24 protein-coding genes are annotated in these 26473 nt (G+C 60.8%); 14 read left to right on the top strand and 10 right to left on the bottom strand.

Features of this window, described 5'->3' with window-relative positions; all coding sequences use genetic code 11:
- The 4 genes from NKI18_RS18995 to NKI18_RS18980 form a co-directional block, all read right to left on the bottom strand.
- Positions 1-973 (bottom strand): mandelate racemase/muconate lactonizing enzyme family protein (locus NKI18_RS18995; protein WP_353020251.1); only part of this gene is annotated, 973 nt, incomplete at its 3' end.
- Positions 974-990: 17 nt separating this feature from the next.
- Positions 991-2352, bottom strand: coding sequence for a mandelate racemase/muconate lactonizing enzyme family protein (locus tag NKI18_RS18990; RefSeq protein ID WP_352618778.1), 1362 nt, complete (start codon positions 2350-2352; stop codon positions 991-993).
- 56 nt (positions 2353-2408) lie between these two features.
- Positions 2409-3575: a mandelate racemase/muconate lactonizing enzyme family protein gene (locus tag NKI18_RS18985; protein ID WP_352618775.1), complete on the bottom strand. Its 1167-nt coding sequence runs from the start codon at positions 3573-3575 to the stop codon at positions 2409-2411.
- A gap of 54 nt (positions 3576-3629) precedes the next feature.
- A complete protein-coding gene (locus tag NKI18_RS18980) occupies positions 3630-4340 on the bottom strand; it encodes a GntR family transcriptional regulator (protein WP_023679253.1) in 711 nt (236 codons plus the stop codon).
- Between the two features lie 208 nt (positions 4341-4548).
- On the opposite strand from NKI18_RS18980, the gene NKI18_RS18975 reads away from it, so the two are divergent.
- The 6 genes from NKI18_RS18975 to NKI18_RS18950 all read left to right on the top strand — a co-directional run bounded on the left by NKI18_RS18975 (position 4549) and on the right by NKI18_RS18950 (position 11029).
- A complete protein-coding gene (locus NKI18_RS18975) occupies positions 4549-6027 on the top strand; it encodes an ABC transporter substrate-binding protein (protein WP_352618771.1) in 1479 nt (492 codons plus the stop codon).
- 78 nt (positions 6028-6105) lie between these two features.
- The gene (locus NKI18_RS18970; RefSeq protein WP_352618768.1) at positions 6106-7065 is read left to right on the top strand and encodes a carbohydrate ABC transporter permease; all 960 of its coding nucleotides are present in this window, start codon (positions 6106-6108) and stop codon (positions 7063-7065) included.
- Complete coding sequence (locus tag NKI18_RS18965; RefSeq protein WP_023679256.1) at positions 7062-7952, top strand: carbohydrate ABC transporter permease; 891 nt, start codon at positions 7062-7064, stop codon at positions 7950-7952. Before NKI18_RS18970 ends, NKI18_RS18965 begins: the two co-directional genes overlap by 4 nt.
- Positions 7953-7962: 10 nt before the next feature.
- Positions 7963-9060: an ABC transporter ATP-binding protein gene (locus NKI18_RS18960; RefSeq protein WP_352618765.1), complete on the top strand. Its 1098-nt coding sequence runs from the start codon at positions 7963-7965 to the stop codon at positions 9058-9060.
- A 33-nt stretch (positions 9061-9093) separates the two neighbouring features.
- Positions 9094-10257: a mandelate racemase/muconate lactonizing enzyme family protein gene (locus tag NKI18_RS18955; RefSeq protein WP_352618762.1), complete on the top strand. Its 1164-nt coding sequence runs from the start codon at positions 9094-9096 to the stop codon at positions 10255-10257.
- Between the two features lie 22 nt (positions 10258-10279).
- Entirely contained in the window at positions 10280-11029 is a 750-nt protein-coding gene (locus NKI18_RS18950; protein ID WP_352618760.1) for a ribonuclease activity regulator RraA, read from the top strand.
- Here NKI18_RS18950 and NKI18_RS18945 read toward each other — a convergent pair whose 3' ends face one another.
- The 3 genes from NKI18_RS18945 to NKI18_RS18935 are packed head-to-tail and all read right to left on the bottom strand — an operon-like array spanning position 11030 to position 14592.
- Positions 11030-11851 carry an alpha/beta hydrolase gene (locus NKI18_RS18945; RefSeq protein WP_352618757.1) on the bottom strand — a complete coding sequence of 274 codons (822 nt, stop codon included), beginning with the start codon at positions 11849-11851 and terminating at the stop codon, positions 11030-11032.
- Positions 11852-11859: 8 nt separating this feature from the next.
- A complete protein-coding gene (locus tag NKI18_RS18940; RefSeq protein WP_352618755.1) occupies positions 11860-13347 on the bottom strand; it encodes an NAD-dependent succinate-semialdehyde dehydrogenase in 1488 nt (495 codons plus the stop codon).
- 18 nt (positions 13348-13365) lie between these two features.
- The gene (locus tag NKI18_RS18935; protein WP_352618752.1) at positions 13366-14592 is read right to left on the bottom strand and encodes an iron-containing alcohol dehydrogenase; all 1227 of its coding nucleotides are present in this window, start codon (positions 14590-14592) and stop codon (positions 13366-13368) included.
- 323 nt (positions 14593-14915) lie between these two features.
- Here NKI18_RS18935 and NKI18_RS18930 point away from each other — a divergent pair, with 323 nt between their 5' ends.
- The 4 genes from NKI18_RS18930 (at position 14916) to NKI18_RS18915 (ending at position 17365) form a co-directional block, all read left to right on the top strand.
- Positions 14916-15617, top strand: coding sequence for a GntR family transcriptional regulator (locus tag NKI18_RS18930; protein ID WP_352569970.1), 702 nt, complete (start codon positions 14916-14918; stop codon positions 15615-15617).
- Between the two features lie 150 nt (positions 15618-15767).
- Entirely contained in the window at positions 15768-16361 is a 594-nt protein-coding gene (locus tag NKI18_RS18925) for a DJ-1/PfpI family protein (RefSeq protein WP_352493019.1), read from the top strand.
- Positions 16362-16703: 342 nt separating this feature from the next.
- On the top strand, positions 16704-16931 hold the full coding sequence (locus tag NKI18_RS18920) for a hypothetical protein (RefSeq protein WP_023679266.1): 228 nt from the start codon (positions 16704-16706) through the stop codon (positions 16929-16931).
- Positions 16928-17365, top strand: coding sequence for a TA system VapC family ribonuclease toxin (locus NKI18_RS18915; protein ID WP_352618748.1), 438 nt, complete (start codon positions 16928-16930; stop codon positions 17363-17365). Before NKI18_RS18920 ends, NKI18_RS18915 begins: the two co-directional genes overlap by 4 nt.
- Before the next feature lie 682 nt (positions 17366-18047).
- On the opposite strand, the gene NKI18_RS18910 is transcribed toward NKI18_RS18915, so the two are convergent.
- Both NKI18_RS18910 and NKI18_RS18905 read right to left on the bottom strand, forming a co-directional pair.
- Positions 18048-19175: an NAD(P)/FAD-dependent oxidoreductase gene (locus tag NKI18_RS18910; protein WP_352618745.1), complete on the bottom strand. Its 1128-nt coding sequence runs from the start codon at positions 19173-19175 to the stop codon at positions 18048-18050.
- Positions 19176-19239: 64 nt separating this feature from the next.
- Positions 19240-20241: an SIS domain-containing protein gene (locus NKI18_RS18905; RefSeq protein WP_352618742.1), complete on the bottom strand. Its 1002-nt coding sequence runs from the start codon at positions 20239-20241 to the stop codon at positions 19240-19242.
- A 101-nt stretch (positions 20242-20342) separates the two neighbouring features.
- On the opposite strand from NKI18_RS18905, the gene NKI18_RS18900 reads away from it, so the two are divergent.
- The 4 genes from NKI18_RS18900 to NKI18_RS18885 all read left to right on the top strand — a co-directional run bounded on the left by NKI18_RS18900 (position 20343) and on the right by NKI18_RS18885 (position 25045).
- Entirely contained in the window at positions 20343-21209 is an 867-nt protein-coding gene (locus NKI18_RS18900; protein ID WP_352618739.1) for a PfkB family carbohydrate kinase, read from the top strand.
- A gap of 160 nt (positions 21210-21369) precedes the next feature.
- On the top strand, positions 21370-22206 hold the full coding sequence (locus NKI18_RS18895; protein WP_352618736.1) for an ABC transporter substrate-binding protein: 837 nt from the start codon (positions 21370-21372) through the stop codon (positions 22204-22206).
- Between the two features lie 76 nt (positions 22207-22282).
- Positions 22283-23812, top strand: coding sequence for an amino acid ABC transporter permease/ATP-binding protein (locus tag NKI18_RS18890; protein ID WP_352618733.1), 1530 nt, complete (start codon positions 22283-22285; stop codon positions 23810-23812).
- Between the two features lie 108 nt (positions 23813-23920).
- Complete coding sequence (locus NKI18_RS18885; RefSeq protein WP_352618730.1) at positions 23921-25045, top strand: LacI family DNA-binding transcriptional regulator; 1125 nt, start codon at positions 23921-23923, stop codon at positions 25043-25045.
- 345 nt (positions 25046-25390) lie between these two features.
- On the opposite strand, the gene NKI18_RS18880 is transcribed toward NKI18_RS18885, so the two are convergent.
- Positions 25391-26431, bottom strand: coding sequence for an EscU/YscU/HrcU family type III secretion system export apparatus switch protein (locus NKI18_RS18880; protein ID WP_352618727.1), 1041 nt, complete (start codon positions 26429-26431; stop codon positions 25391-25393).
- Positions 26432-26473: the final 42 nt, after the last annotated feature.

Raw genomic sequence — 26473 nt, 5'->3', positions numbered from 1 at the left:
GGCCGAGAAGGCCGTTCGCGGTGCCGTGCGGTGCCATCAGGATCGAGTGCATACAGGCGTGCTCGGCGACCCATTTGAGCTCGGCAATGCCGCCAATATCGGCTGGATCGGGGCCGATGACGCGCACCGCCTGCGTTTCGATCAGCTCCTTGAAATTGTGCCGCAGGTATATCTGCTCGCCGGTATGGATTGGCGTCGAGGTGGCGGTGGTCAGTTCCCGATAGGCCTGCGGATTGACCCACGGCACATAGTCGCCGGTCAGCATGTCCTCGAGCCACATCAAATTGTACTTCTCGACCGCGCGAGCGAACTTGATCGCATCGGGCAGCATCCAGCCCGGGCCGCAGTCGAGCGCCAGGCTGACCTTGTCGCCCAGCACTTCCTTCATCGCGATCACGCAGTCGAGCATATGGTTGAAACCGCGCTCGCTGATCACGCCCTGGTCCATGGCACCGTGATAGCCGGCCTTGCTTTGCGTCACGCCGTAGTGAAAGCCCTCGATGGTGTCCTTCATGTTGGAGTGGAACGAGATTCCCTGCTTGATCATGAAGAAATTCTGCGGCTGCTCCATCATCCATTTCACGTCAGCGGCGTAATCCTCCGGCCGGTCCCCCGTTCGCTTCTGGCGGATCGAGCCGTTATAGACGCGCACCTTGTCGCGCACCTTGCCGCCGAGCAGTTTGTAGGCCGGCACGCCTGCGGCCTTGCCGGCTATGTCCCACAGCGCATGCTCGATAGCGCTTACCGCCGCGCCATAGGGCTTGAAAGAGCCGCGTTGGCGGATCTTCAGCATCACCCGCTCGACGTCGGTAGGGTCCTCGCCGATCAGCGCATCGCGGAAATGCAGCACCCAAGGCTTGAGATAGGTCTTGGTGAACTCGACTTCGCCAAGGCCATAGAGGCCCTCGTCGGTAACGATGCGGACGATGGGATGTTTGCCGATGACGGCGCAGCGGAGATCGGTGATCTTCATCTTCGGTTCTCTTCGCCTCAGCTCCAGGTGCGGTCCCAGGAATACTCGTCGTCCCAGTGATCCGTGGGCTGCCAGATGCCGGTGACACCCGGCTGCAGATGCTGCGAGATCACCTCGTCGACGACGTCGTCAATCCCCAGGCCAGGTTTGTCCGGAACAGTGATAAAGCCGTCCTTCACGAGCGGCTTGGGAACGCCGGTGACGATATCGTCCCACCAGTCGACATCGGCAGAGTGGTATTCGAGCGCCATGAAGTTTTCGGTCGCGGTCGCGACATGTGCCGCGGCCATTGCGGCGATTGGACTTTCGGCCATATGGATGGCCATTGCGACGCCGTGGTCCTGGGCCATGTCGCCGATCTTCTTGGTCTCGAGGATGCCCCCGCTGGTGAGCAGGTCCGGGTGGATAATGGAGAGGCCGCCGCTCTTGAGCAGAGGCTCGAAGCCTTCCTTAAGGTAGATGTCCTCGCCGGTGCAGATCGGCACCGTAGTGGCGGCCTGCAGTTGCCGGAACTGCTCGGTGTACTGCCATGGGATCACATCCTCGAGCCAGGCCGGCACGTATTTTTCAATCCGCCTGGCGAGCCGAATGCCGTTCTGCAGCGAGATGTGGCCGACATGGTCAATGGCGAGCGGAATATCCATGCCGATAACATCGCGAACCTCGGCAATGTACTGTTCAAGCAGGTCGAGGCCCTTGTCGGAAAAGTGGAGGCCGGTAAACGGATGGGGGACGTTATGCAAATCGTAAGCGGCATTGCGGGCGCGCCGCTCCTCCATGGTCTTGACCGGGCCGCGGCCGGGATGGATGCGGTACCCTTCAAGTGAACCGGCAGGGGAGACGACCGCACCGGGTACATCCGCGATCTGCATCAGCCCCAGATCCATCTTGAGGAAGGTGAAGCCGAGCGCCATGCGCTGCTTGAGGCGCTTGCCGGTCTCGGTGCCGCTCGGCACGGTAGCGTCGGTGTCGCAATAGACGCGCACCTTCTCCCGAAACCGGCCGCCGAGCATCTGGTAGATGGGAACGCCATAGGCCTTGCCGGCGAGATCCCACAACGCGATCTCGACCGCCGAGACGCCGCCGCCTTGCCGGCCGTGGCCACCGAACTGCTTGATCCGGCGAAACAGGCGGTCGATGTCGCAAGGGTTCTCGCCAAGCAGCCGGCTCTTCAGCATCAGCGCGTAGGTGGCACTGGCGCCGTCGCGTACCTCGCCAAGCCCGACGATGCCCTGGTTGGTGTAAATCTTGAGCAGGGTTGAGGTGAACGGCGCGCCGACGATTTCGGCTACCCGCATGTCGGTGATGCGAAGCTGGGATGGCTTGGAGTTCGCGTTCACCCGATTGAGCGCTTCGTCGGCGCCACCTGTCTTTGCCATGACTTATCCTCGTTTTCGGCTTGTCGTCCCGCACCCTGGGCCGGCATAGAGTGTTGCTAGCCCAGCTCAATCTCGTGGGCCTGCAGGTAGTCGCGGTCCATCTCAATACCGAGACCAGGCTTCGACATCAGCTTGAGGCTGCCGTTCGAAATGTCGAGTGGTCTGTCGATCAGGTGATCGTATTTGCCCAGGTTCCACTCCGATGTTTCGAGTTTGTAGAAATTGGGAACGGTCATCATCACCTGCGCTCCCGCAACCACGTTGATCGGTCCCGCGGCGTCATGTGGCGAGACCGGCACGTAGTAGGCTTCGCACAGCGCAGCAATCTTCTTGAGTTCGGTAATTCCGCCGGTCCAGGTAACGTCGGGCATGATGTAATCAGCGAGCCTGTTCTCGAGTACCGGCACGAAATCCCACTTCGTGTGGCCGCGCTCGCCCCACGAGATGGCGGTATTGACCTTCTCACGCACCTGCTTGAGGGCGTTAAGGCTCTCGGGCGGGCAGGGCTCCTCAAACCAGTCGATCTGGCCGGCCTCCTCGAGGCTCCGACAGAGGCGAATGGCGGTGGGGACGTCGAAGCGGCCGTGCGCATCGATGAGAATGTCGACATCGGGTCCTGCCGTTTCGCGGATCAGAGCCGTGAGTTCGGCGGCTTCGCGCTCGTCCTTGCGGGTCATGCTGCCATCGAGGTAGCCGTCTCGCTGTTCGCGGGGCAGGCCATCGGCGCTGCGGCCCTGGTGGGGGTAGGGATCGAACTTGAGCGCAGTGTGTCCGGACTCGACAATGTCTAGAATTTCGCGGACCACAGCCTCCTTGCTGGTGAATTTGGCCTGGTTGGGATGGGTGTAAAGCGCGATTTCATCGCGTACCGGCCCGCCCAGCAGCTCGTAAATCGGCTTGCCGAGGACTTTGCCCCTGATGTCCCAGAGGGCTATGTCGATGGCGCTCACGCATTCGACGGCGGCGCCGCGGCTTCCCATGTAGGTGAAGCTGCGGAAGATCTTGTGCCAGAGATGCTCGATACGCGCCGGATTCTCACCTGTCACGGCGACGCCGATCTGCCGCAGGATCGTGCAGAGAGCGCGGTTGGCGAGCCTTGTCGTGGTGGTGATCTCTCCCCAGCCACTCACTCCCTCGTCGGTCGTCACTTCGACGAACAGGAACTCTCCCCAGTAGGAAGCATCGGACTTGATCAGCCACGGCCGAATGCTCGTGATTTTCATCTCAACTACCTTTGCCTGAAAATGGTCAGCTAACGATGTTTTGGACTGGACATTCTATCCGGCCCGAGCGGCGTTGCGCGCTCGCATCTGTTCGAGAATATGCCGGCCCGAACCCTCGACATGGCGGGAAACGAGTTCGGCCGCCTTGTCGGCCTCTCCCGCCTTCACAAGCGCGATGAGTTCGCGGTGCTCGCGCATGATCGCGGCACGTCGCGCCAGCGTGAAATTGAAACGACGGCTCACGGCTCGCAGCACTTCGCGATGCTTCCACCAAAGCTCGGCTGCGTGGCGGTTGTAGTGCCGCTGGTACATCACGGTGTGGAAAGCGGTATCCAGCTCACTATGCCTGAATGTGTCGGCGAAATTGTTCTCTTCGATCAGGCCCTGGAGACGTTCGAGTTCGGCGATGTCCTCGCCGGTAGCCATATTCACAAACCATCGTGTCAGGGCCGGCTCGATCAGAACACCGATCTCGTAGATATCCCGGACAAAATCCTGATCAATGGGTCGCACGCGCGCCCCGCGGTTGGCGACAAAGGTGACAAACCCTTCGCCGCGCAACAACTGCAAGGCCTCGCGCACAGGATTGGTCGAGGTGCCGTGACGCCGGGCGAGATCGGTGACGACAAGCCGTTCGTTGGCGGCGAGCCGTCCCTCGATGATGTCTTCCCGGATCAATTCATAAAGCGAGGCGCCCTCGCTGGAGGCCCCGATGGGATCGGTCCCCACCGGTGGCATCGCTTTGAAATCGCTTATTTCGGCCAAGGCCGGCTCCCCAATTTAATACATACCTTGCCCGATATCACACACGGCTTTCGCAAACAATGTACGATTCTGCGCGTTGACAGGCAATCCGTGATCTGAAAACGTACCAAGCGATCGAGAGGATACACTGAGCTGAAAGAAGCATCCTCGCGATCGAAACGAGCAAGGACCGCTTTAGGGCGGCATGGGAGAACCAGGGAGGATACCTATGACGAGAATTGCGCTCGGCAGTGCCGTCCTGCGCGGCACTGTCGCCACTGCTTTGATGGCATCCCTGACGTCTACATCGGCGCTGGGTGCACCGCCGGTCGACCTGAGCAAGTGGTCGCCGGAATATGTGCGCTCCATCGCCGGCACACAGGACTTTGACACGGCTGCCGATTGCGCCAAGGTTACCCCGCTCGACTACAAGGGGCGACTGACTTTCTGGTATCAGGGCGTGTTCGAGGGCGACCCCGACCTCCTGCGCCAGTACTACAAGGATTTCTTCGAGACCTTCCGCAAAACCTATCCGAACATCCAGCTCGAGGAACAAGCCCTCACCTATAACGACCTTCTCGACAAGTTCCGCACGGCGCTCCTGGGCAATGCCGCGCCGATGGCGGTCCGCCTGCAAATCCTGGGTGGTACCGAGTTCGCCTCAAAGGGCTATCTGCAGCCGCTCAAGCCAGAGGATGTGGGGTATTCGACCGAGGATTTCTGGCCCGGCGCCATGAAGGCCGTGACCTGGGAGGGCGTGACCTACGGCATTCCGACCAACAACGAGACGATGGCGTTCATCTGGAACGCCGACATCTTCAAGCGTGCGGGCCTCGATCCGGACAAGGCTCCGGCAACCTGGGAAGATGTCGTCAAATATTCCAAGCAGATCCACGACAAGCTCGGCATTGCCGGCTACGGCCTCGTGGCGCGCAAGAATGCCGGCAATACGCCGTACCGTTTCATGCCACAGCTGTGGGCCTATGGCGGCGGCGTCTTCGACGAAGCGACGGCGAATCCGACCTATGAGCAGGTCCAGCTCGATAGTCCACAGAGCAAGGCGGCGCTGCAAGCCTCCTACGACATGTATGTTCGCGACAAGTCGGTTCCGGTTTCGGCGCTCACCAACCAGCAGGCCGATAACCAGCCCCTGTTCGTCGCCGGCCAGCTCGGCATGATGATCTCGCACCCGTCCGATTACAACGTCATGCTCGACCTGCAGAAAAAGGCGACGGGCACCGACAAGGACAAGGCGCAGACGGTCATCGACAACATGCGCTACGGCCTGATTCCAACTGGCCCCGACGGCAAGCGCGCCGTCGTGTTCGGCGGCTCGAACATTCACATCCTGAAGCCCGAATATGTCGAGGGCGGCAAGGTAGACGAGCCTGCTGCAAAGGCTATCATCTGCATGTGGACGAGCCCTGAGTGGTCGCTGAAGATGGCCTACGCGGGATCAAACCCAGGCAACCTCAACGGCTTCAAAACCAAGTGGATGAAGGAACGTCTGGACAACATCAAGTTCCTCGACGTCACCACCTCGATGCTGCCATACGGCATTCCGTTCCCAGCGCTGCCGCAGGCCCCCGAGATCATGAACATCATCATCCCGGACATGCTGCAGAATGCCCTGACCGGAGCGATGACCGTCGACGAGGCAGCGGACGACGCGGCCAAGAAGGTAAAAGACGTGATGGGCGGACTCTAGTCCAAGCCTGACCTACGACCTGACCGGCTGCGCCGCTGGCGCAGCCGCCTCGTTCCGAAGAATAAGGGCACGCCACAAGTGACGATCGTGACCGGCAAGGCCGAGGCTCGCCGAAGATTGCAACCCGGTTGGTCCGGCACGCTGCGGAAGATCTGGGAGCATCGCGCGGACTACGCGTACGTGCTCCCAGCGATCGCCGTGATGCTCATCGTCATCGCCTATCCGATCTACTACACGGTCGAGCTGTCGTTCTTTAAGACACCGCCTGGTCTGCAGCTCCGCGACAAGACCTTCATCGGCTTCGACAACTACACGACGATCCTCACCAGTCAGGTGTTCTGGAAGGTCACCTGGAACACACTGATCTGGACGCTGGGGTCCACTTTCATCTCCTTTGTCCTGGGGTTTGCCACAGCGCTGGCGCTCCACCGCGACTTCATCGGCCGTGGTGTCCTGCGCGCCGTCCTGATCATCCCTTGGGTCATCAGCGCAGTGGCCGCCTCCTATATCTGGAAGTGGATCTACCATTCGGACTTCGGGATCATCGGCGCGGTGCTGGTCGGCCTCGGATTGGCCGCCCAGCCGCCGAATTTCATCGACAATGTCAGCACGGTGCTGCCCTCCCTGATCGTCGTCAATATCTGGCGCGAGTTTCCGTTTGCCATGATTATGATGATGGCCGGCCTGCAGACAGTCCCCGACCAATTGCTGCGTGCCGCAAAAGTCGATGGTGCCAATGCATGGCAGCGCTTTTGGCACGTCACCTTCCCGCACTTGCGCAACGTCTCGGTGGTGACGATGCTGCTGCTCGCGGTGGCTAACTTCAATTCCTTCATCATCCCCTGGATCATGACCGGCGGCGGGCCGTCGAACGCATCGCATATCTGGATAACCCACATTTATGAGCTCGCCTTCGGACGGCAGCGCTGGGGCGTGGCATCGGCCTATTCGGTGCTCCTGTTCCTCACGCTGATGACGCTGGGCTACTTCTACGTCCGTGCGTTAAGCGGCAACGAGCGGAAAGAGGGGAGCGCATGAGCACGATTGCCGAGACAGCCCCTCGAGCCCAGACCCGTCGCCGCATGCGCGTCGACGGATGGCGGTGGGCCGGGCGCATATTCCTCGTGTTCATGCTGCTTTATACCGCGTTGCCGATGATCTGGATGCTGATCACCTCGATCAAGTCCGGATTCGCGGCGACGCAATTCCCGCCGCAATGGTGGCCGGACGAACCTACCCTCGCCAGCTATCAGAAACTGCTCGATCCGCAGAACAGCGTCGGCCAGGACTTCCTCCGCTTCTTCTGGAACAGCCTTTTCGTGTCGACCGTCACGACAATCCTTTCGGTGATCGTGGCTGTCCCAGCGGCCTACGCGTTTTCGCGCTTCAGTTTCCCCGGCCGGAATTTCCTGTTCTTTGCCGTGCTGCTGCGCAATATGTTCCCGGCGGTGATCTTTCTCGTGCCACTCTTCATCCTGATGCGCGCGATCGGTCTGATAAACACGCATGGCTCACTGATACTCACCTATCTCACCTTTGGCCTGCCGCTGGCGATCTGGCTGCTCAAGGGCTTTTACGACAACATCCCGGTGCAGCTTGAGCAGGCGGCGCGCATCGATGGCGCAACACGGTTCCAGGCCTTCATCATGATCGTGATGCCGCTCTCGACGCCGGGGATCATCGCCACCGCAATCTATTCCTTCATCGGCGCGTGGAACGAGTACATCTACGCCTACACCTTCCTCTCCAAGAACGAGCAGTTGACCCTGCCGGTCGGCATCCAACGCTTCTTCTCGGAAAATACGACGGACTTTCCGGGCCTGATGGCGGCCAGCTTCATGATGAGTGTGCCCGTCGTGGTGCTGTTCCTGGTCCTGCAACGATACTTCGTACGCGCCCTTACAGAAGGCGCGGTCAAGCACTAGGGAGTTGCCGATGGCCCACGTGGTCCTCCAAGATCTCGTCAAGAGCTATGGCGGCTTCAAAGCTGTCAACCACGTCTCGCTGACGGTCAATGACGGCGAGTTCGTTGCGCTCGTCGGCCCTTCAGGCTGCGGCAAGACAACCACGCTCAATCTCGTCGCTGGGCTGACCCCGATCACAGCGGGCGACATCATTATCGGCGAGCGCGTGGTCAACGACCTCGACCCCAAGGACCGGGACATCGCAATGGTGTTCCAGAACTACGCGCTCTACCCGCAGAAATCGGTCTACAAGAACCTGGCATTCCCGCTTCAGATGCGCAAACTCCCCAGGGACGAGATCGACAAGAAGGTCAAGGAAGCGGCGCGAGTGCTCGACATGACGCACCTGCTCGAGCGCAAGCCGCGCGAACTTTCGGGCGGGCAGCAGCAGCGTGTGGCTCTTGGCCGTGCCCTCGTTCGCGACCCCGCAGTGTTCCTCATGGACGAGCCACTGTCCAACCTCGATGCCAAACTGCGCGTGCAGATGCGGTCGGAGATCAAGCGTTTCCACCAGGACCTCAAGGCGACGATCATCTATGTGACGCACGACCAGCTCGAAGCCGTGACCATGGCTGACAAGATGGCGGTGATGAATGGCGGCTACCTGCAGCAATACGATTCACCGGCGCAGGTCTTTGCCCATCCGGTGAACATGTTCGTGGCCAGCTTCATCGGCAGCCCGGCGATGAGCCTTATTCCGCTGCAGGCCTCGACGGCAAACGGCAACACGGTGTTGACCGGCGCCGAGGGCTGGCGCCTTGAGCTCTCACCGCGCAATGCCCAGAAGGTGGCGAAAGCGACGACCCGGAAAGTCGTGCTCGGCGCACGTCACTCGACGATCAAGCTCCACAAGAGTGCGGTGCCAGGCAGCGTCCCGGCCAAGGCCTATACGGTGGAGCCGACCGGAGACGTCACCTTCGTTCAGGCGTTCCTGTCCGGCGCTATCGTCAACGTCAGCGTGCCGCCGAACATTGCCGTCGCGCCCGACGAGCAGATCTGGCTCGAGTTCGACCAGGAGCGGATGCATCTGTTCGATGGCGAAACTGAAATGGCCCTCAAGGCCAACTGAGATAGGGCGAATGCGTGTGGAACGTGGGCGTGGATGACTGAGAAACTTAAGATCACCGCGATCAAGCCGTATCCGGTGTGGGTAGGAACGCGCAACCAGATGCTCGTCAAGGTCGAGACCGACCAAGGCATCTTCGGTTGGGGCGAGAGCGGCTTGAGCGGTCGCGAGAGGGCCGTGGCCGGCGCGGTCGAGCACTATCGCGAGTTTCTCATCGGCCGCGACCCGATGCAGATCGGGCGGATCTGGCAGGAGATTTACCGCAGCCAGTACTTCGAAGGCGGGCGAGTCCTTCAGGCGGCGATTTCCGCCATCGACATCGCCCTTCACGACATCAAGGGCAAGGCGCTGGGCGTGCCGGTCTACGAGCTGCTGGGCGGCAAGCAGCGCGACCGCATTCCCACCTTTGCCTCGACCGGCGACGAGGCCGAGGGCGACGTTGCCATCGAGCGGGCCCGCGAACTTCGCGCGCAGGGGTGGCAGGCGATCCGCTTCTTCCCCTTCGGGCAAAACAGCAAGGACATCTTCGAGCCGCGCGAGTCCATCGGCGCTACCGCGGGTATGCTGAACAAGGCGCGCGAGGCGCTGGGCAGCGACGTGGTCCTCGGCCTCGACTATCATCATCGGCTGTCGGTGGCAGAGGCGGCGAGCTTCTGCAACAAGCTCGGTCGCGGCGTGCTTGATTTCCTCGAGGAGCCGATACGGGCCGAAACGCCGGAGGCCTATGAATCGCTGCGCACGATGACCGACATCCCCTTTGCCATCGGCGAGGAATTTGCCAGCAAGTGGCAGTTCCTGCCCCACATTGAGCGCGGCATCCATCAGTTCAACCGGATCGATGTTTGCAATGTCGGCGGGCTCACCGAGGCGATGAAAATCGCTGGCTGGAGCGAGGCGCATTATGTGGACCTGATGCCGCACAATCCCCTTGGTCCAGTGTGCACGGCCGCGACCGTGCATCTCGCTGCCGCGGTACCCAACTTCGCGTGGCTCGAGACCAGGGCACCCGAAACAAAGCTGGGCTTCGACAATTCCGACTTCTTCCCCGTGCAACCACGGCTCGACGGGACCGATTACCCGGTCGGCGATCTGCCGGGACTCGGCGTCGAGGTCAACGAAGTTGCGGTCCAGGCGCAGAGTTTGCGTTTCTGGGAAGCGCCTCACCTTAAGCGCCGCGACGGTTCTGTTACGAACTGGTAGTTCCATTCAATCGGAGTCCACAATGACGCATACTTCCGACATCATGCGGCCGGCTAAAGACCTGATTGACGCGCTAAGGGAGATCGGCGCCGCGACGGTAGCCGGCACGCTTGGCCACATGGGCTTCCGCAATCCGCACATGGTTGGTCCGGTGGCGCAAAACCACGGGAAGTCGATCGTCGGGCCGGCGCTGACGCTGCAGTTCCTGCCGCAGCGGCCGGACCTGTTCACCGAAGGAGAATATGCCGATCCGGAGACGCAGCTGCACCGACACGTGCTCTACCACGCGCAGGAGGGCGATGTGGTCGTGGTCGACGCGCGCGGCGATATGAGCTCGGGCGTCTTCGGCGATATGATGTCGACGTATTTCAAGGGCAGGGGCGGGGCGGGTATCGTCATCGATGGGTGCATGCGCGACCGGCCCAATGTCGAAAAGCTCGACCTGCCCCTATGGCTGCGCGGCTGGACGCCAAACTATCATGTGCAAACCAGCATCTATCCCAATGCCGTCAACGTTCCGATTGCCTGCGGCGGTGTCACGGTGATCCCCGGCGATATCATTGTCGCCGACGACGACGGGGTGGTGGTGCTTCCCGTCGTGATGGCCCCGAAGGTGATCGAAGAATCACAAAAGCATCATGATTGGGAGGAGTTCTCACGAGTGAAGCTCATGGAGGGCGGCCCGTTGCAGCGTTACTATCCGCTGCATGACGATGCCCGCGGGGAGTACGAGGAGTGGCGCAAAACAAATCGCCTGGAGAACCCGAGTTAGTCAGCAGGCCTTGGCGATCAGTTTTGCCAGGCAATCGGCAGCCTCAGTCCCCGGCACGCCAAGATCTCTGACACTGTCCATGTGGTTGCGGTTCGGGAGCACATGCGACGTTACCAACGATCCCTGCCGCAGCAAGCTTGCTTTGAATCGATCGGCTTGCTGATGGAAGGGTGGCGTCTCATTGGCTCCGACCAGAACCGCCGCCTTGGTTTGAGGATCATGCCGACAGGCGAGCGGCGTGAACATGGCGACTTCCTCGTCGGTTATTCCAATCTCGTTGGCGAGAAAGGAATCCTGGAGCGGCTTCAAATCGTAGAGCCCGCTCAACAGAAGGGCTGCCCTTACATTCGAGGGGGTGTGCGCCCCATCGAACAGGAACGTTGCAAGATGGGCTCCAGCCGAATGACCACTGACGGTCAGGGCCGCCGGGCTTCCGCCATGATCGGCGATGTTGGCCAGGACCCACTGCTTGGCCCGGCGCACCTGGTCGACGATCCTCGCCATTCGGACCTTGGGCATCAGAGCATAATCAAGGATGACGGCAATGGCCCCGGCCTGGGTAATCGTCGTCGCCATATATGAATAGTCGCGTTTGGAGAACATTCTCCAGTAGCCGCCATGGACAAAGATGTGCACCGGAAGCGCCGTTCTTTTGCCCGCGGGAAAGAACAGGTCCATGGTCTCGGTCGGATCCGGTCCGTAGGCCACGTCAGCGGTCATCGCAATGGTGGCGCGGGCGACCTCGCTGCGATCAACGAAGTCCTGCACGATTTCGTCAAAATCCGCGACGTGGTCGCGGATGCGAAAGGGATCGCCTTGCATTCTTCTGCTCACATGCTGATGGCGAGGTATTTCGCCTCCATGAATTCCGCAATGCCGTGATGCTGCCCTCCCTCGCGGCCGAGCCCGCTCTGCTTGACGCCGCCGAAGGGAGCTGCCGGATCAGACATCAGCCCGCGGTTGAGAGCAATCATCCCGGCCTCGATGCGGGAGGCCACCCGCATGCCGCGCGCCAGATCGCGCGTGTAGATGTAGGCAGCAAGCCCATATTCGGTGTCATTGGCGCGCGCGATGACCTCGGCCTCCGTTTCGAAGCTGGAGATTGGCGCCACCGGCCCGAATATCTCCTCATGCGCCATCTTTGCGTCGCCCGGCACGTCGCGAAGCACTGTCGGAGGGTAGAAGAAACCACGTCCGGACAGGACTGAGCCGCCGCACAAGACGCGCGCGCCGCGTGTGACCGCGTCGACGACAAGGCGGTCTATCTTCTCGACCGCCTTTTTCGTGATCATGGGCCCGCATTCCGTGTCCGGGTCGGTGCCGGCGCCGACCTTGAGCGAAGACATCCGCTTCTCGAGGCCCTCGGAGAAGGCTTCGTAGATGCCAGATTGCACGTAGAGGCGGTTTGCGGCCGTGCAGGCCTCGCCGGCGTTGCGCATCTTGGCCACCATTGCGCCATCGAGCGCCGCTTCGAGATCGGCGTCGTCGAACACAATGAACGGTGCGTTGCCGCCGAGTTCCATGGAACACGAGACCACATGCCTGGCAGCCTCTGCCAGCAGAGCGCGGCCCACACTCGTCGAACCGGTGAAGGAGAGTTTGCGCACCCGCGGATCGGCCAGCATGGCGGCTGTCAAAGGGCCGGGACTGGAGGTTGTCAGGACGTTGACCACCCCCGGTGGAACGCCTGCGTCCTGGTAGAGCGCGGCCAGCGCGTAGGCGGTAAGCGGGGTCTCACTGGCCGGTTTCAGGATCACCGTGCATCCAGCGGCAAGTGCCGGCGCGATCTTGCGCGTCGCCATCGCGGCAGGAAAATTCCAGGGCGTGATCAGGACGCAGATGCCGATCGATTCGTAGTCGACCACAATGCGGTTGGTGCCGGAAGGCGCAGTACCGAATTCACCGGTAATGCGAACGGCCTCCTCGGCATTCCAACGGAAAAATTCCGCGGCGTAAGCGATCTCGCCTCGGGCATCCCGCAGGGCCTTGCCGTTTTCCAATGCGATGAGAGTAGCCAGTGCCTCCGATCGTTCCGTCATCAGTTCGAAGCAGCGTCGGAGGATCTCGGAACGCTTTCGCGGCGGCGTTGTTCGCCAGCCATGGGCTGCCTTGGCAGCGGCTTCAACGGCAGTGGCGGCGTCGTCCACGGTCGCATCCGGCACAGCGGCGATGACAGCCTCGGTCGAAGGATCGACGACCGGAATCACCCTGCCATCCGCGGACTGGCGCCATTGGCCGCCAATATACAGCCCGTGCGAGATTGTGTGGAAGTCGCTGATGCCCTGATCGTCAGCCAGAACCTGTGAAAACGTGTTCATCTCGATATTCCCGATTGTTTACATGACGCAGCTGGCGAGGTCGCCATCAAAGGCGGCCTGGACCAGACGTCGCATGGACCTCAAATCGAATGGCCGCGGATTGTTCTTGATGAGGCGCTCGATACCGATCGCCTGTTCCGCCGTCCAATCGAGCTTGTCGGCAGGCAGCCCCAGCTCGGCCAACGTGGGGGTGATCCCGATTGCCCCAAACAGCCGACTGACCTCGCCAATGGTCGCGTCGGCCAACGCTTCGGGCGTCCGGCCTTTTCCATCGAGGCAGAGCGCGTTGGCGATCTCGGCCATCTCGGTCGCTGCGGCTGTTCTGTTGTACTTCATGACGAATGGCAGCATGGTGGCGACACCCAATCCGTGAGCGGTGTGGGTTATCGCGCCAACCGGATATTGCACGGCGTGCGCTGCCGCTGTGCCGGCCGTTCCGAACGCGCAGCCGGCTGCAAGTGCACCCATCATGACGTCGGCCCGGGCGTCCTCGTCAGAGGGCCGGCGGTATGCCGTTTCAAGGCTTCGGCCAAGCAGCTTGATCGCCAGCAGGGCGAAGTGGTCGGTCAAGGCGGTTTTGCCGATAAAGACATGGTTCTGCGGAAGGCCGGGATCGGTCCCACGCCTGGCGGCGGTGAAGGCCTCGATTGCATGCGTCAGCGCATCGGCGCCTGCCATTGCCGTCAATCCCGGCGGGCATGTCATCGTCAGCTCAGGGTCGCAGATAGCCGCGGCCGCGATCAGATACGGGCTGGAGATGCCGACCTTCAGCGTGCGATCCGGATCCGAGATCACGGCAACCGGGGTGACTTCAGAGCCGGTGCCGGCTGTCGTCGGCACCGCGATCAGCGGCAGCGCCGGGCCGGGCACCTTGAACTCGCCGTAGTAATCCTGGAGCTGACCGCCGTGACTGATGAGCAGCGCGGCGCATTTGGCCATGTCGAGACAGCTGCCGCCGCCAATGCCGATCACCACGTCGGGCGCGAACTTCCGTGCCTCCTCGACGCAGACGGCAACGGTGTCCCGAGGAACGTCGGGCAGCACACGATCATGCACCAGTACGTCTATCGAGGCGGCTCGCAGCCCCGTGACAATCTCTGCGAACGGGCCCGTTGCGGCAAAACGTTCATCGGTGCAGACGAGTGCGCGACGCCCGAGCCTCGCCGCGACAACCGGAATGACGTGGCGTTGGCCCTTCCCGAAGAGGATTTCGCGCGGCAGCCTTAGGGCAGCGAAAAGGCTCATGACCTGCATCCTGTGATGATGACTGGATTGGAATGCGAGATGGCGTTCAACTCGGCCCAAAGGCCGGGTTCGATGTAAAACGCGTCTCGCAACGCGGTTGCGTATCGACGTGCCGAACCATCGCCCGCAACGCTGGCGGTCCGTTCAGCAGGTGAGGAAGCACGGGCTGCCAGGCCGGCACGCTGTTCCAGCAGGGCCACTGCAAATTCGATTGCTTTGTCTCCTAGCTGCCGCAAATGATATCCTCTATAAAATCGTATAGGATATATGATTGCATTGGCCGGAGCATCGTGTTAGCAACTCAATGTGTCAAGAGGCAAAACATGCAGGCCATGAACTTACCCAGTCTAGACGAAGCGAACCTCGCCGGCGGGCGTATCCAGCGCTCCAGCAGCCTGGTTGAGGACGTCTACGAAGCGATCTTTGCGCAACTCATGTCCCTGAAGATTGCGCCGGGCTCGCGCATCACCGTCGACAGCCTGGTCAAGGAATTCAACGTATCCCACACGCCGATCCGCGAGGCGCTCGGCCGGCTCGAAGGCGAAGGCCTGGTGCTGAAGACGCATCTGATCGGTTACCGCGCTGCGCCGCAGATTACGAAACGACGGTTCGATGAACTCTACGAGCTTCGCCTGCTGCTCGAGCCTCATGGTGCAGCCAAGGCAGCGGTGCTCATGGACGAGGTAAAGCTCGCACAGCTTCAGACATCGGCCGGCGTCATGGCGCGCCGTGAGGGCAAGGACGAGCGCCTGCGGTATTCCAACTTCGCCCGCCAGGATGCCATTTTCCATGACAAGGTCATGGAATTCGCCAACAACGAACTCGTGCGCGAGACACTGGCGCACCAGCATACCCACTTCCACATATTCCGCCTGATGTTCCATTCGCGCGTCACCGAGGAGGCGCTTGACGAGCATGAGGCCATCCTGGCCGCTTTCGCTGCGGCCGATCCTGCCGCTGCCGAGCAGGCGATGCGTCGCCATATCGAGCATTCCCGCGACCGTTTGTTGTTGGCGTTCGACTGAGACTGTCCCGATGTCCCCGTACCCGCCGTTGACGGTCATCACGCAGGCCAGTGCCAACGAAGACGACTTCCCCGATTCACCCTTCTAGAAACTCAAACCTACCAGGCGAGTACAGGTCTCGCCCGGCCGTTGTCACAGGAAAGGAATCCCATGCCAGGCAAAAAGATCCTGATGCTGACCGGTGAATTCACCGAGGAATACGAAATCTTCGTCTACCAGCAGGCGATGGAAGCGGTGGGCCACACCGTCCACGTCGTGTGCCCAGACAAAAGCGCCGGAGACCTGATCAAAACATCGCTGCACGATTTCGAGGGCGATCAAACCTACACCGAAAAGCTCGGCCACTATGCGCTGATCAACAAGACCTTTTCCGACGCTGAGAAGCAGTTGGAGCAATACCACGCTGTGTACTGCGCCGGCGGCCGTGGCCCCGAATACATCCGCACCGACAAGCGCGTACAGGCGATGGTGCGCCACTTCCACGAAACCAAGAAGCCGATCTTCACGATCTGCCACGGCGTGCAGATCCTGATTGCGGTGGACGGCGTCGTGCGTGGCAAGAAGGTCGGCGCACTGGCGGCTTGCGAGCCCGAAGTGACGCTTGCGGGCGGCACCTATATCGACCTGTCTCCAACGGAGGCATATGTGGATGGCACGATGGTTTCGGCAAAGGGCTGGACGGCGCTTGCAGCGTTCATCCGCGAATGCCTGAAGGTGCTGGGAACGGAGATCCGCCACGCGTAGACCTTTGCTCCGACGCATCCAAAAGGGTGCGTCGGTCCTTGCTGCAGCCTCCGTAGCTTCTGCCGATAGTCTCCCGAGCTGATAAGCTTCCGGAAGGCACGTCCCTTAGGTAGCGCGGCCATAACGTCCCCTCGGCCCTGCGCAACTTTGTCGGTAGTCAAAGGGTGAGGGAAACCAAACTCGCTTACGAGTGATCGGACAACTCGTGTGCTACCTAATCCGGACAACTCATCTGCTTACGACGCTACGAAGTCGCACCGCTGTCGGAAGTCGCACCGCTTGAGTACCCGACGTTGCTGCTCTATATGATGCGTGATGATTGATGCGCACCAGGAGGGCGACATGAGAACCACACTGGCGATCGATGACGACGTCCTGGTCGCGGCCAAGGCCATCGCCCGGCAGCAGGATCGCAGCCTCGGCGAGGTCATCACCGATCTCGCCCGGCGCTCGCTGCGCCGGCCTCAAGCCGGCGGCGAGCGCAACGGGATACCTCTACTGTCGCCTCGGCCGGATGCACCTCCTGTCACGCTTGAGACGGTCAATGCCCTGCGAGACGAACTGCCTTGACGTTCCTGCTCGATGTCAATGTGCTGATCGCACTGATCGATCCTGGCCACGTCGCCCATGACGACGCGCATGACTGGTTCGAACAGGCCGGCAACGCCGCATGGGCTACGTGTCCCATCACCGAAAACGGCGTCCTGCGCATCGTCGGCAACCAAAGATATCCCAATTCTCCCGGCTCGCCCGCCGTCGTTGCGCAAATCGTTACCAAGTTGCGGGCTCTGCACGGGCACAGCTTCTGGCCCGACGATGTGAGCCTGGTTGGCTCGGGCGACATCGATGCAGCGAAAATCCTGACCTCGGCACAGGTCACGGATACGTATCTTCTCGCGCTCGCCAAGGCGCGTGGCGGCCAACTTGCGAGCTTTGACCGCAAGCTGTCAGCGGCGGCCGTGAAGGGCGGGAAGTCTGCACTGCACCTGATTCCCACAAGGTAGACCGCCGGGCTCTTTTTGTCTGTTCTGCATCGCCGAACCGCGGAGTTTGAGATAGGCATAGCCGCGCAGCACTATCAGGCCGGTGCGCTCAGCCGCAATGCGCTACCGTTCGTCCAAGGCCACGAGTGTCTCAACATGCCGCCCCTCTTGGATGGTTCGTTCTCCAGCTTCCAGTCAAGGTCGGGCTTGAACCGTTGCGCGGCTGCCTGCGACTGGTACAATGCGTCGGCTTACGAAGCGAAGCTGTTGTTTCTTGGCGACGAATGTTTGCTGGGTGATCCATTGCAAGACATCGGTGCTCAGGGGCGCTGGCGGTGTAGTCGCCAATACTTTCGAGACTGGCGCCAGACAGACGCGCCGCACGTTCGTGTCCCACCTTACAACCTCTAGGACCTCGCGACATCGAGCCTATCCGGAGTGGTTCTACCCGCTGGTCGAAGATAAGCCGTTTCTGACCTTCGGCATGCCGCGGGACGTGTTCATCTCGATGGCTGGCGCGGCCGAGTTCACGCTCGGATTCGGGTTGGAGATGCTCCTCCGGGCACCTCAGCTTCTTGGCCTTGACCACCCTCGGTCCAACGTTGAAGCTGCAAGAGGCAGAAATTCGCTGTTTAGCGACCTTGCCAGGATTCCCCAGGCCCGCGGCCCATCTGGCCGGTTCGACCTCGGCCGCGATGCCCTGTCAGCTGAAACGGTTGGCGCGGAAGGTTGCAAGCATCGGGTGCGGATTGCCGGAGGCGATTTCTTTGGCAAGCAATTCGCCGACGATCAGTCCAAGCGTGGCGCCGCTGTGGCTAAAGGCGACGTGAAGCCCGGCGACGGCCTCGACGGAGCCAAGCACTGGCTCGCCGTCGCCCGGGATGGGCTTCGGGCCAACTGCATAGGTAGCGAGTTGGAGCCGCGGATTGCCCTGGAGCACCGCACTAGCCTCGTCGAGCAGTCCTTTGACGGTCTTGTCATGCACGATGTAAGTTCCGTCAGAGTTGACCACGACTTCTTCCTCCGACCACGCCGAATCCAAAACAAGTTCGCCATCCGGCGTCGGGCGCACCGCCACGCGCGGCGTATTCAGCACGGCACGGAGCTCGGTCCTGATCGGCTTGGTTTTCAAGAGGAGTGAAATCGGCGTAGCGTCGGGGATATGGACTCCGATCTCAGCAAGCATAACAGGCGTCGCTGGCCCAACGCAAAGGATCACTGCATCCGCCTTTACCGGCACACCATCGGCAGTGACGACGCCACGCGCGCAACCACCTGTGGCATCTATCCGCACGCGTCCAGCGTCCTGGATAAGCTTGCCGCCGCGGGAGCGGAATTCATTGAGTAGCAGATCGATCAAGGAGGGCAGGTCAACCCATCCTTCGCCAGGATTGAAGATGGCACCCTGCGGGGTGATGGCGCTGGCGTTGACGCCGGGCGTCACTGCGCCGACTTCGGCAGGGCCGAGCAGCAGCGCGTCATAGCCAATATCCTGCTCCAGCTGGCAGATGGACGCGATCTGGTTCGCCTCATCATCCCGATCCCAGGTGAGGCCGCCGTCAAAGCGAAGCCACGACGCCGTTTCCGGCCTTGTGGCGGCCAGGGTCCGATAACGGTCGATGCCTGCAAGCCTCAAGCGGTGGTAGGCAGTGTCAGCACGTCGCGCTGAGTTCAGCCAGGAAAGTGAACGGCCGGATGCACCGTTAGCCGGCGCGCCGTCGTTGACAATGGTTACATCAACACCAAGACGAGCAAGGTGCAACGCGGAAGAGATGCCGAAGATGCCCGCGCCGATAACAACGACATGGCGCAGCTTTGGGGAGGCAGTCATAGAGATATCCTTCTTCGCAGAAGACGGGCTGGGGGTTGTTGGATCGCTGCAGAGCGCGGCGGAACTAGTAGTCGGTGAGCTTCTTCATGTAGCGCCGGCCCTCAAGCATTGGCCGGCCGCGCAGAACGGCCAGCTCGTAGGCAAAACGCCATAGTGTGTCAAAAAAGACCAAGGGAACGAGATAGGGTTTGATGTGTTCTGACATACCACTGAGGTCGAGTTCCGTTCCATCGAGCACCAGGATGTTTTCCCGGCTGCCGTGCTTGAAAAGGAAATCGCGAGCGCGTTCCGTAAGGTGCCTCGTCTCGTCCAAACCCAGCAAGACCACGAAGCAAGCGTCCCGGTTCACCACCTCAAATGGGCCGTGAAAGAACTCGTTGGCGTGTATGGCTTGCGAGTCGTACCACTGCATCTCCATCAACACGCAGATGGCGTAGGAATACGCCGCACCGTAGCTTGCACCGCTGGCCAGTGTGTAGATCGTATTGCACGGCGCGAAACGGGGTGCGAAGGCCTTAAACCGGTCGGCATAGGTCCGGTGCGCACGTTCGATCGCCGGCTGAAGATGGCTCAGGCTCATCAGCAGATCGGCAGTTAGCCCGGCATCCTCCCGAGCATCGATCAGGCCGGCGAGCAACATGTAGAGCACGCCGTAGTTGCTGCAGGCTGAATCGATTGCTTTGCCCGTCGTGTAGGAGGCCTGGTAGGCGACGGCGTGGTCGACCGCCTGCGCGAGGGGCGATATCTGGTCGAGCGTCATGCCGATTGTCGTTGCGCCTTGATCCTTTGCATGATTAGCCGCTCGCACAGTTTCGTGGGTGGTGCCGGTCTGCGAGCAAAGGACAACGAGCGCGTCGGGTCCCAGCCGTTGCGGGTCTCGGCAGACGAACTCATCCGCGTTGTAGATGTCGCAGGCGAATGTGCCGCTGTGACGGTCGACGAAGTATTTGCCTGCCATCATGATCGAGAGCGAGCCGCCGCACGCCACGAGGAATAGATGCGAAAACTGCCTGCCCGCCGTAGCGGTTAGGGCCCGTTCCACGTCGGCGGGGAGGGCGAAAATCATGAGCTTCCTCGTCTCGTTGACAGAGCTTGGGCCGGCGCACAATTGACAATGGCGGGCCATTGTGCGAACGTTATCACACCCTTTAAACTGAAAGTCCTGCGATGGTCAAGATTGCCGCGATGGGCGACAACGTGGTCGATTGTTATCTCGCTCGCGGCGAGATGTATCCTGGCGGAAATTGCCTCAATGTCTCAGTCTATGTCAGCCGCTTCGGCGGGCAGTCGGCCTATGTTGGGGCGATCGGCAAAGACCGGGCAGGGGACTTGATTCACGCCGCACTCAAGTCCGAGCGCGTGGACGTCACCCGATTGCGGCGCCTTGAAGGGCCGACCGCCTACTGCCTCATAGGTCACCGCAACGCCGATCGGATTTTCCTGGACTTCGATCTCGGAGTTTCGGCGTTCACGCCGATGCAAGAAGATCTGGATTTTCTCTCGGGTTTTCAGGCCGTCCACATCGGCCAGTCCAGCGGTCTGGACCCCTGGGTTGCCGCTGTATCAAGCAAGTCACTGTTGTCTTATGATTTTTCCACCCGGCGGGAACCGGGACACCGACGCGAGATTGGGCCCTATTGCTATCTGGCTTGCGTCTCGGGTGACGGTCTCGACGACAAGGAATTGGCCGCAATCGCAGCCGAATTGCTTGCATTTGGTTCAAAGTGGGTTCTTGTAACTCGCGGTCGGGCCGGCGCGGTGCTTCACGGCGCCACCGTCTCTTACCGAACCCCGGCGCGGTTGGTCGAACCCGTCGACACCCTGGGCGCGGGCGACACCTTCATCGCGAGAACGCTATTCGGCCTGCTTAAGGAAGAGACGCCTCAGGACATTCTTGGCCAAGCCGCGGAGGCGGCGGCTGCTACCTGCCGGTACTACGGGGCCATCGGCTATGCGGCAGCAATCGATCTAGGAAAGATCACGCCGGAGGTCCTCCGCGGAGCTCGGCGCATTCAAGACGAGAGAACCGTCTAGCTGCGAAATTCAACTGAGCAATTGACGCGAAAAATGGACAATGCTAGTTAAAGTGATAACGTTCTCATTCATCCAACCAACGCCATGAAAGAGCGTTTTGATGGATGAGTCGTCGAGTGGGACCGCAGGCCGACTTCGGCCAATCGTAAGAGGAGAAGACATGCAAACGAATTCGAGCAGGCGCCAATTTGTGAAATCCGGTCTGGCGCTGACGATCGCGCTGGTGACAGGACTTGGCACGTTGGCCGCATCAACGCAGGCAAGAGCGGCCGACAACCCCTACAACCTCATCGACCCGACGATGATCAGCGTCGGAACCATGGGCGATGCGAAACCCTATGTCTTCACCGACGCCAACGGCAACTTCACCGGCTTCGACGCTGAACTCTTCCGCGACGTGGCGCGCCGGCTCGGGTTCAAGGAGGAGCAGGTCGTTTTCACCGGCCAAGAATTCTCGGCGCTGCTGCCGTCTGTCGCCAACGGCCGCTTCGACGTCGCTGTCGCCGCCATTGGCACGACCGCGGAGCGCAAGAAGACCGTGGATTTTGGCGACGGCTATCTCGCTGGCTACCTGTCGATCATTTCGGCTGATCCGGCTCTGACGACCAATGAGAGCACCGCCGGAAAGCGCATCGGCGTGATCCAGGGAACGCTGCAGGAAATCTATGCCGAGAAGAACCTGAAGGGCGACATCGTCAAATTCCCCGACAACAACACTGCGGTGGCGGCGCTGAATAACGGGACAATCGATGGCCATTTCACTGACTATGAGTCGGCCAAGCAGTATGTGGAGCGCTATAAGAACCTGAAGATAACAATGAATGTGCCGTCCTTCGATGCGCCGGCCGGGTTCGTGGTCAAGAAAGGCAACGATGCCTTCCGCGAGGCGCTCAACAAGGCGCTGCGCGAGGCCATGAACGATGGCACCTGGAAACGGCTGCATGAGAAGTGGTTCCCGGGCACTCCGATGCCGGATCAATATCTGCCCAAGAAGTAAATTCGCGCGTATTCATTTTCGTTTCCGGCCGGGCCCGTGAGCAACGGTGCCCGGCCGAGTTATAGATGGACTTGATATGAGCTGGTTCGATACCTTCGCCCGCAGCTTCCTTGATTTCCAGGCAATGGCAGAAGTTCTGCCGAACATGGTGATGGTCGGCCTCAAGAACACTTTGATCCTGGCCCTTGCCTCGACGTTTTTCGGGACGCTGATCGGTATCGTCCTCGCAGTCATGGGGATTTCAGAGAACCGGCCGCTGAAACTCCTTGCGCGGGTCTACACCGATATCTTCCGCGGGCTTCCTGCTATTGTCACGATCCTGATCATTGGCCAAGGCTTCGCGCGCTTGGGCCGAGACCTGTTCGGTCCATCGCCTTATCCGCTGGGCATTCTGGCGCTCAGCCTGATCGCCGGCGCCTATATCGGAGAGATTTTCCGCGCCGGCATCCAGAGCGTCGAGCGTGGTCAGATCGATGCCACCCGCACTCTCGGTATGACGTATGGTCAAGGCATGCGCCTGGTGGTGATCCCGCAAGGCATCCGCCGCGTCCTGCCTGCACTGGTCAACCAGTTCATCGGCAACGTCAAAGACTCCAGCCTGGTCTATTTCCTTGGTCTGCTCGCCTCCGAACGCGAACTGTTCCGCGTCGGCCAGGACCAGGCCGTGCTGACCGGCAACCTGTCGCCGCTATTACTGGCCGGCGTGTTCTATCTCGTGATCACGGTGCCGCTGACCCACCTCGTCAATTACATCGACGCGCGCATGCGCGTCGGCAAACGTATCACCGCTGTGCAAAGCGGCCTCAAGGAAGTCGCCGAGCTTGCCGAGGCGGTCGTGCCGGGCGCTGCGAAATCGCCAGCAGCGGCGCCCACCCGCTTCAAGGGCGGCGGCATCGAGGTCAAGAACATCGACATGGCCTACGGCGCCGTCCAGGTGCTTCATGACGTCAGTCTGAAAGTGCAGCCCGGGACTGTCACCTGCCTCGTCGGTCCGTCCGGCTCGGGCAAGTCGACCTTGCTGCGTTGCCTCAACCGCCTCGTAGAGTGTCGAGCCGGTGACATTCTGCTCGATGGCGAAAGCATCTACCAACAGACCCCTGACCAACTCCGGCGGCGCGTCGGCATGGTTTTCCAGCAGTTCAATCTGTTTCCCGACCGCAGCGCGCTCGCCAACATCACCTTGGCGCTTCGCAAAGTTAAACGCATGTCGCGCGAGGAGGCTGAGGGCGCGGCCTTGGGGAGGCTGAATGAAGTCGGACTGCTGGAGCGTAAGGACCATCGGCCGGCCAATCTCTCGGGCGGGCAACAGCAGCGGGTGGCCATCGCGCGTGCGCTCGCCCTCGAACCCGAAATTATGCTGTTCGACGAAGTCACCAGCGCGCTCGATCCGGAATTGGTCAAAGGCGTCCTGAATTTGATGGCCGATCTCGGTCGGGGCGGGATGACGATGGTGGTCGTAACACACGAGATGAATTTCGCCCGCAAGGTCGCGAACCAAGTCGTATTCATGGACGAGGGGCGGATTGTCGAGGCAGGGCGACCGGAGGACCTTTTCGACAATCCGCAGAGCCCGCGTCTTCGGCGCTTTCTGTCGGAGGTGCTGTGATTCAAATGGTGTGCGCAACGGCGGGTGCTGCGGTGTTCGGCCTTGCGGGGGTGCCTAACTGCCGCTAGTTCCTCGCCACGACGTTGCATGGTCGGCGGGACTTGCCAAGTGACTCAAAGATCCAAAAACGCAACTATCATCGAAGTCGCTCGCCGGGCTGGAGTGAGCTCTGCCACGGCTGGGCGTGTTCTTGGTGACTACGGCTACAGCAGCCTTGAGGTCCAGGAGAAGGTGCGCGCCGCAGCAGCTGCGCTGGGTTATCGCCCCAATCGCCTGGCCAAAGGTCTGATCACCGGTAAGACGCAGACTATCGGAGTTGTCGTGGGCGACATCGAAAGCCCATTCTATGCAAGCGTGCTGCGCGGAATAGGGGACGTCGCGCGCCGTGGCGGCTTCGGGGTTATCGTTACGAATAGTGACGAAAACGCCGAACTCGAGCGAGAGGCGGTGCAGCTGCTGTTGGAAAAGCAGGTCGATGGTTTAGTCGTCTCGTCGACCTTCGTGGACGAGCCGGATCATCTTCGTGAAGCAGTCGCGGCCCGCTGTCCCGTCGTGCAGTTCGACCGCATCGTGGCGGGCATGGAAACCGATTCGGTCGTGGTCGACAACGTTTCTGTAACGCGTAACAGCATCGCGGCGATCATCGCCGCCGGACACAGCCGCATCGGAATATTGGCGGAACTCGGGCCGGACCAACGCGATGATGTTGGCTCCTTTATGGCAAACGCTGATCTCTCCAGCTCCGACGTTCGCTACCATCATCCAAGCTGGCAACGGTTGTTGGGTTATCTCGAAGCCCATCGCGCCGCGGGCATTTCGCCGGATCCGCAGTTGATCCGCCGCGTGGCGGTCTATTCCAGCGAGGCAGCCCGCAAGGAGGCACTCGATCTGCTGACAATGCGCAATGCGCCGTCCGCCCTGTTTACCGCCGATGGTGTGATGTCGACAGGCGTTCTGGAGGCGGCATCCGCACTGAAGCTTGCGATTCCGGGAGACGTTTCGCTGCTTTGCTTCGACGATCTCGACTGGATGCAGTTCGTGGCCCAAGGTATCACAGCCATCGCGCAGCCGGCGCATCTGATCGGGGCGACGGCGGCAGAGCTTCTCTTGAAGAGGCTGGCAGGAGACACTGCACCTTTTGAACACCATGTCCTCGCGGCCCGATTGGTGAACCGTAATTCGATTGCGGTTCATCTCAACCGCAAGGCCGCTGATCCGGCCGAGACGGTGTAGCTGGAGCCGAATTGCAGCGCCTCTTTATGTCGAGGTCGATCCCATGCAACGGCTGAATGACAGCTCACGCGTACTGCTGGGTAGGACTTTTGTCGCTTGCGATGGCCAGCGTGAGCTGCGCCAGAAAGGTGCGCAGCGGGATCGGCGGATCGGCGAACTCATGCACATGGTCGAGATGAGCGAAACTTACCTTGACCGTCTGCCGGCCGAACTATCGGGGGCCAGAAGCAGCGCGTTTGCTCGCCGCCTTGACGCTGACGGATGCGCGACCAGCGGACTTCCGCTTCGCTTCCACCAGCCGACAGCGCTAGTCTGGCATAGAACGACAATCGCAGGATTTTGGCTTCAGGTGAGCCCGTGCCCGACGAGGTGGCGAACGACCGGGGAAAACATCTGCTGGCCGATATAAGACCCGATGTTCGCATTTTCGAAGATCGCTTGGGCGGTAACGGCATCCTCGACTATGGGGATACCTGCCTCGCGCGCCTGAGCCATCATATCTTCGGCCGCGCGGCCCTGACCCTTGCCGACAATTGTCGGCACAGGCGTTTCGCCCTTGACGTAGCGCAACGCCACGGCGCGGTCGCCTGACACCAAGACGATGACCGCGTTTTTCACACCTAGCTTCGCAGGCTGCATCACTGCTTCGCGCCGCTGTCGCTGCTGTTCACGGCGGATCAATGGATCGCCTTCGAGATCCTTGTGTTCGCGCTTGTATTCGGTTGTCGTCATGCGCATGTCCCGTAGGAACAGCCAGCGCTGAATAGGAACATCGATCAAGCCGATGGCGATAAAGGCCAGGGCGGCGGCAGTCCCGAGAGGTGTCATCACCGCCTTGATGATCGGCTCCAGGCATGTCTGACCACAGCCTGGCGCATCAAAGAGAGGCTGTAGCCAGGCGATCAGGATGAATACGAAAAGGCTTGCCAGGAACACCACCTTGACGAGGCCCTTGGCGAACTCGATGACATTGCGGAGCGACAGGATCTTCTGAAGGCCCTTCGCCGGGTTTATGTGATCGAACTGCGGCTTGAGCGGCTCGAACGAGAAGACCGGCCCGAACGTGGCCAGCATGCCGAAGGCTACGGTGAGAACCACAACGATCCCGACTAGCGGCAATGTGGCAAGCATCAGCAATGAGAACGAGTGGTGGATGGCCCGCAGGCTGACCTCCTCGAAAGAGCCGCCGGGCACCGTCACAGTCTGCACGAGTTCCGAAAGATATTTGAAGAGCAGCGGCCAGCAAAAATAGAGATAGCTAAGCGCTGCGAAAAGAGTGAAGCCGGATACCAGGTCGCGGCTTTGCGAAACCTGGCCCTTGCGGCGGGCGTCACGAAGCTTCTTGTCGGACGCCGGTAATTTCTTTTCCTCAGCTTCTTCGGCCATGTTGCAATCTTACCGCACTATCGTGGTTCCAGTCGGCCGATG

Origin of the sequence: Mesorhizobium sp. M0800, from assembly GCF_040320095.1 — a bacterium.
GTDB lineage: Bacteria > Pseudomonadota > Alphaproteobacteria > Rhizobiales > Rhizobiaceae > Mesorhizobium.
Note: the sequence above shows the minus strand (reverse complement) of the source record. Positions and strands in the feature narration are given on the sequence as shown.

What these genes read in the sequence shown, in the direction of transcription:
- NKI18_RS18925 (WP_352493019.1), top strand. Translation starts at nt 15,768, where the DNA reads ATGCCAGGCAAAAAGATCCTGATGCTGACCGGTGAATTCACCGAGGAA.
- NKI18_RS18940 (WP_352618755.1), bottom strand. Translation starts at nt 13,347, where the DNA reads ATGAACACGTTTTCACAGGTTCTGGCTGACGATCAGGGCATCAGCGAC.
- NKI18_RS18935 (WP_352618752.1), bottom strand. Translation starts at nt 14,592, where the DNA reads ATGAGCCTTTTCGCTGCCCTAAGGCTGCCGCGCGAAATCCTCTTCGGG.
- NKI18_RS18880 (WP_352618727.1), bottom strand. Translation starts at nt 26,431, where the DNA reads ATGGCCGAAGAAGCTGAGGAAAAGAAATTACCGGCGTCCGACAAGAAG.
- NKI18_RS18955 (WP_352618762.1), top strand. Translation starts at nt 9,094, where the DNA reads ATGACTGAGAAACTTAAGATCACCGCGATCAAGCCGTATCCGGTGTGG.
- NKI18_RS18910 (WP_352618745.1), bottom strand. Translation starts at nt 19,175, where the DNA reads ATGACTGCCTCCCCAAAGCTGCGCCATGTCGTTGTTATCGGCGCGGGC.
- NKI18_RS18985 (WP_352618775.1), bottom strand. Translation starts at nt 3,575, where the DNA reads ATGAAAATCACGAGCATTCGGCCGTGGCTGATCAAGTCCGATGCTTCC.
- NKI18_RS18960 (WP_352618765.1), top strand. Translation starts at nt 7,963, where the DNA reads ATGGCCCACGTGGTCCTCCAAGATCTCGTCAAGAGCTATGGCGGCTTC.
- NKI18_RS18895 (WP_352618736.1), top strand. Translation starts at nt 21,370, where the DNA reads ATGCAAACGAATTCGAGCAGGCGCCAATTTGTGAAATCCGGTCTGGCG.
- NKI18_RS18890 (WP_352618733.1), top strand. Translation starts at nt 22,283, where the DNA reads ATGAGCTGGTTCGATACCTTCGCCCGCAGCTTCCTTGATTTCCAGGCA.
- NKI18_RS18900 (WP_352618739.1), top strand. Translation starts at nt 20,343, where the DNA reads ATGGTCAAGATTGCCGCGATGGGCGACAACGTGGTCGATTGTTATCTC.
- NKI18_RS18930 (WP_352569970.1), top strand. Translation starts at nt 14,916, where the DNA reads ATGCAGGCCATGAACTTACCCAGTCTAGACGAAGCGAACCTCGCCGGC.
- NKI18_RS18965 (WP_023679256.1), top strand. Translation starts at nt 7,062, where the DNA reads ATGAGCACGATTGCCGAGACAGCCCCTCGAGCCCAGACCCGTCGCCGC.
- NKI18_RS18975 (WP_352618771.1), top strand. Translation starts at nt 4,549, where the DNA reads ATGACGAGAATTGCGCTCGGCAGTGCCGTCCTGCGCGGCACTGTCGCC.
- NKI18_RS18990 (WP_352618778.1), bottom strand. Translation starts at nt 2,352, where the DNA reads ATGGCAAAGACAGGTGGCGCCGACGAAGCGCTCAATCGGGTGAACGCG.
- NKI18_RS18950 (WP_352618760.1), top strand. Translation starts at nt 10,280, where the DNA reads ATGACGCATACTTCCGACATCATGCGGCCGGCTAAAGACCTGATTGAC.
- NKI18_RS18920 (WP_023679266.1), top strand. Translation starts at nt 16,704, where the DNA reads ATGAGAACCACACTGGCGATCGATGACGACGTCCTGGTCGCGGCCAAG.
- NKI18_RS18905 (WP_352618742.1), bottom strand. Translation starts at nt 20,241, where the DNA reads ATGATTTTCGCCCTCCCCGCCGACGTGGAACGGGCCCTAACCGCTACG.
- NKI18_RS18945 (WP_352618757.1), bottom strand. Translation starts at nt 11,851, where the DNA reads ATGCAAGGCGATCCCTTTCGCATCCGCGACCACGTCGCGGATTTTGAC.